6 protein-coding genes are annotated in these 4,182 nt (G+C 73.2%); 4 read left to right on the top strand and 2 right to left on the bottom strand.

What is annotated here, in order from left to right:
* The coding region (locus tag ACWKZU_RS09495; protein WP_449282082.1) for a phosphoribosylaminoimidazolesuccinocarboxamide synthase at nucleotides 1-437 on the bottom strand (437 nt) is incomplete at its 3' end.
* Between the two features lie 203 nt (nucleotides 438-640).
* Here ACWKZU_RS09495 and ACWKZU_RS09490 point away from each other — a divergent pair.
* Complete coding sequence (locus ACWKZU_RS09490; RefSeq protein WP_449282081.1) at nucleotides 641-1,543, top strand: SRPBCC family protein; 903 nt, start codon at nucleotides 641-643, stop codon at nucleotides 1,541-1,543.
* 21 nt (nucleotides 1,544-1,564) lie between these two features.
* Here the strand turns inward: ACWKZU_RS09490 and purD are convergent, their stop codons facing one another.
* A complete protein-coding gene (gene purD / locus ACWKZU_RS09485; protein WP_449282080.1) occupies nucleotides 1,565-2,818 on the bottom strand; it encodes a phosphoribosylamine--glycine ligase in 1,254 nt (417 codons plus the stop codon).
* Nucleotides 2,819-3,046: 228 nt separating this feature from the next.
* Here purD and ACWKZU_RS09480 point away from each other — a divergent pair, with 228 nt between their 5' ends.
* From ACWKZU_RS09480 to tatA, 3 genes are all read left to right on the top strand, one after another.
* Complete coding sequence (locus tag ACWKZU_RS09480) at nucleotides 3,047-3,412, top strand: sterol carrier family protein (protein WP_449282079.1); 366 nt, start codon at nucleotides 3,047-3,049, stop codon at nucleotides 3,410-3,412.
* Between the two features lie 127 nt (nucleotides 3,413-3,539).
* Nucleotides 3,540-3,959, top strand: coding sequence for a hypothetical protein (locus ACWKZU_RS09475; RefSeq protein ID WP_449282078.1), 420 nt, complete (start codon nucleotides 3,540-3,542; stop codon nucleotides 3,957-3,959).
* 33 nt (nucleotides 3,960-3,992) lie between these two features.
* Nucleotides 3,993-4,182, top strand: a 190-nt coding sequence (gene tatA / locus ACWKZU_RS09470; protein WP_449282077.1) for a twin-arginine translocase TatA/TatE family subunit, incomplete at its 3' end; no start/stop codon positions are given.

The raw sequence follows: 4,182 nt of genomic DNA, 5'->3' as shown, positions 1-4,182 counted from the left end.
GTCTCGAGCAGGTCCCCGTCCTCGATGCCGGCGGGCAGCTCGATGCCGCAGACCGCGCCGGTGCGCCGGTACTCGGCGAAGCCCGAGCCGGTGAGCGCACCCCGCACCACGCACTCGATGGGGTACATCTCGAGCTTGCGGGTGACCATGGCGCGGTCGGCGACCTCCGCGGGCACCGCGGGCGCCCCGGATCCCTCGCCGGCGAGGTGGTTCGGCACGTCGATGCGCGAGAACCACCAGTTGGACAGCGCGGTGAGCAGCGCCCCCTTGCCGGGGATCGGCGGCTCGAGCACGTGGTCGAAGGCGCTCACGCGGTTGCTCGCGACCACGAGCAGGTGGGCGTCGGATCCGTCGGCGGGCACGTAGAGGTCGCGCACCTTGCCGGAGTAGATGTGCGTCCAGCCGTCGAGCTGCGGGGGCGAGGAGAGTTGCGTCACCCGTCCATTCTCCCATCACGCGGGCGCCGCGGCCGGCCGGCGGCGGCGGAACGGCGGAAAGGATGACGGATCGATGACATTTCACGGACTTCCCGGCGAGATGTCGGAGGGGGCGGCTACTCTCATTGGCAAGGGCAGCGGTCCGCACCGGACCGCGCCGGGCTATGACGACGCAGAAGTGGCATCGACGGAGAAGGAGCACCATGATCCCGCTGGGACCGGTAGTAGCGCGGAGCCGACTGAAGGCCGCCAGGACCGCGGTGTGGTCGTACCTCGCCGAGCCCGAACGCCGGGCCGCGTGGTGGCCGGGCCTGCAGCTGGAAGCCGGTGTCGGCGGCGCCATCGCCCTGCGCGCAGCCGAGACCGCGGCGGAGCCCGAGGACGAGCGCGATGCGGAGGGCACGGTCGATGTCTGGGTCGAAGGGCACGCGGTCGGGTTCACCTGGCGCGAAGCCGGCGAGGATCGCGGGACCGCGGTGCTGATGACGCTGCGCTCGCAGGGCCGCGAGACCGGCGTGACGATCACCGAGACCGGGTTCGACGCCCTCGCCGCGCCGGCCGAGCGCGCCGCGGCCTCCCAGCGCGGGTGGCAGGAACTGCTGGCCGGCCTGGCCGCGGCGATCGCGGGCGCCGAGGCGGCGGAGGATCCCGACGCCGATCCCGCTGAGGAGCCCGCCGCCGATGCTGCGGAGCATCCCGCTGAGGAGCCGGCTGAGTCGGGCGGCGAGGATCCCGACGCCTCGACGGGCGGCGCGCTCGAGGTCGCACCCGAGCCGGTGGACGGCGAGGTCGACGACTCGGAGGGCGCGGACGTCGAGATCGTCGAGGTCGATGCGGAGCCCCAGGTGGGGGATCACCTCGAGCTCGACACCGGATCGGTGCGGGTGGTGGATGCCGCGGACGCGCCCGGCACGCTCGAGCACGGCGCTCCCGAGGGTGCGGTCGAGCGCGATGCCGTCGAGGATGGCGCCGCCGAGGAAGGCCCCGGTGCGCAGGCCGCCGCCGAGTACGAGACGAGCGAGCACGACACGATCGAGATCCAGCGCCTCGTCGAGGCCGAGAAGCCGGAGGAGCCCGACTTCGACACGCTCATCCGCGGCGCGTAGCCGCGGGGCCCGCTGCGCGCGTCAGGCGACGCGCGCAGCGATGTCCGTGCGGTGCTGCCCGCCCTCGAGCCCGATGAGCCCGACCGCCTCGTAGGCGCGCGAGCGGGCCTCGCCGAAGTCTGCGCCGCGCGCCACCACGCCGAGCACACGACCGCCGGTCGCGATCCAGCCCCCGTCGTCGTCGCGGGCGGTCGCGGCGTGCACCAGGTGCACGCCGGGCACCGCGGCCGCGGCGTCGAGTCCGGTGATCTCGCGACCCGTGACCACGTCTCCGGGGTACCCCTCGCTCGCCACGACCACGATCACGGCGGGATCCTCGGAGAACTCCGGCGCGGGCTGGCCGGCGAGTTGGCCGTTCGCCGCCGCCAGCAGGTAACGGCTCAGCGGCGACTCGAGCCGGGTCAGCACCACCTGGGTCTCCGGATCGCCGAAGCGCGCGTTGAACTCGATGACCCGCACGCCCTTCGAGGTGACGATCAGACCGCAGTAGAGCAGCCCGACGAACGGGGTGCCCTCCGCCTCGAGCCGCCGCACGGTCGGCAGCGCGACGGTGCGGGTGATCTCCTCGACGAAGTCCTCCGCCACCCACGGCAGCGGCGAGTACGCCCCCATGCCGCCGGTGTTCGGCCCCTCGTCGCCGTCGAAGATGCGCTTGTAGTCCTGGGCCGGGCTCAGCGGCAGCACGTCGTGCCCGTCGGCGAAGAAGAACAGCGACACCTCCTGGCCGTCGAGGAACTCCTCGACGAGCACGTCGCCGTGCGGGGCCCACGTGGCCACGTGCTCCAGTGCCGCGGCGCGATCCTCGGTCACCAGCACGCCCTTGCCCGCGGCCAGGCCGTCGGCCTTCACCACGTAGGGTGCGCCGAACTCGTCGAGCACCGGGTCGGCCTCGTCCACCGAGGCGACGCGCACGGCGCGTCCGGTCGGCACCTCCGCCTCGTCCATCACGCGCTTGGCGAAGGCCTTCGATCCCTCGAGCTGGGCCGCCGCCCGGTCCGGGCCGAACACCGGCACGCCCGCTGAGCGCAGCGGATCCGCGACACCCGCCACGAGCGGAGCCTCGGGCCCCACCACCACGAGATCGAAGCCGCGCTCGCGCACGAACGCGGCGACCGCGTCGGGATCGGTGTAGGCGAGCTCCGGGGTCTCCACCCCGCTCGCCGCGATGCCGGCGTTGCCCGGCGCGCAGACGATGTCGTGATCCGCGTCCTCTGCGAGGAGGGCGAGGACGATAGCGTGTTCGCGGGCACCCGGCCCCAGTACGAGGATCTTCACCGTTCCAGGATAGTGGGATGCCGCGGGTGTCTCGGCGAGAGATCGGATCCGCACGCCTTCGCCTCCGGCTCGCTGCGCTCGCTGCCAGACCCGGCCAACTCCGGCGCCGCAGATCCGATCTCTCGCCGAGACACGGTTCCCGCCTGGAACGGTGAAGATCCTCGTCCCGGGCGGGGCCCGCTGGACGAGGGGAGAGGGGCTGCGGTCGGGCGGTAGAGTGAGTGCGTTATGGCGAAGCGCAGGATCTCGGAGGCCGACGGGCAGGCCGCGCTCGACGCGGCGCTCGCCGGGGAGACCGGCCGCACCGTGCTCGCCACCGCGGTGCGCTACCTGCTCGAGGAGCTCGCCGAGCTGGCACCGGGCAACTCCGTCGAGGTGCGGGTGCCGCCGTTCGGCGCCACCCAGTGCGTGGCCGGGCCGAAGCACACCCGCGGCACCCCGCCCAACGTCATCGAGACCGACGCCGCGACCTGGCTGCTGCTCGCGACCGGGCGCCTCGACTGGCGGACCGCGCTCGACGAGGCGCGGGTCGTGGCCTCGGGATCCCGGGCCGATCTGCACGGCCTGCTGCCGATCATGCGCCGCCCGCTCTGACCCGTGCGCCCCGATGCGCCCAGGACCGAGGCGGCCCGCACGGAGGTCCCCCCGGACCGACGCCGTCCGCGCGGACGGCCCGATCGCCCTCGTCGATCCCCCAGGAGACCCCTGCGAGAATGGGGGCATGAGTAACGAAGCGGCCGCGGAGACACCGGCCCCCGAATCGGCCGAGTCCGTCGAGCCGGCCGAACCCGTGGAATCCCTTGAGCCCGCCGCACCCCTCGAGGCGCCCGAGCCGGAGGGAGCCGAACGAGCCCCCGTGGTCGAGGAGGTGCAGCGCGAGGTCACCCTCCAGCGATCCGTGCGCTACGGGCGCGTGATCGTGGGCAGCGCGGCGCTCGGCGCCGTCGTGGCGGCCATCGCCGCCCTGTTCTTCCCGATCGAGGAGGGCGCCGAGTACACCATGGCCCAGGCCGTCGGCTTCTTCGCCGTGCTGGGCGCGGCGATCGGGCTGGGCCTCGGCGGTCTCGCCGCGCTGGTGCTGGGACTCGTCGCGAGGCGGCAGCGGGGCACCGGGGTCGCGATTCAGTCCGACGTGCGATAATCGCGACATCAACCACTGATCGGAGTCGCTCTCATGCTTGGAAACCTCGGTGGATGGCACCTGCTGGTCATCCTCTTCGTCATCCTGCTGCTGTTCGGTGCGCCGAAGCTGCCGGGGCTGGCGAAGAGCCTGGGACAGTCGATGCGCATCCTCAAGAAGGAGGTGCGCAGCGATTCCGACGAGTCCGGCGCGGCGAAGAGCGAGGCCGCGGCGCCGCAGGCTC

Source organism: Leucobacter sp., from assembly GCF_053528595.1.
Note: the sequence above shows the minus strand (reverse complement) of the source record. Positions and strands in the feature narration are given on the sequence as shown.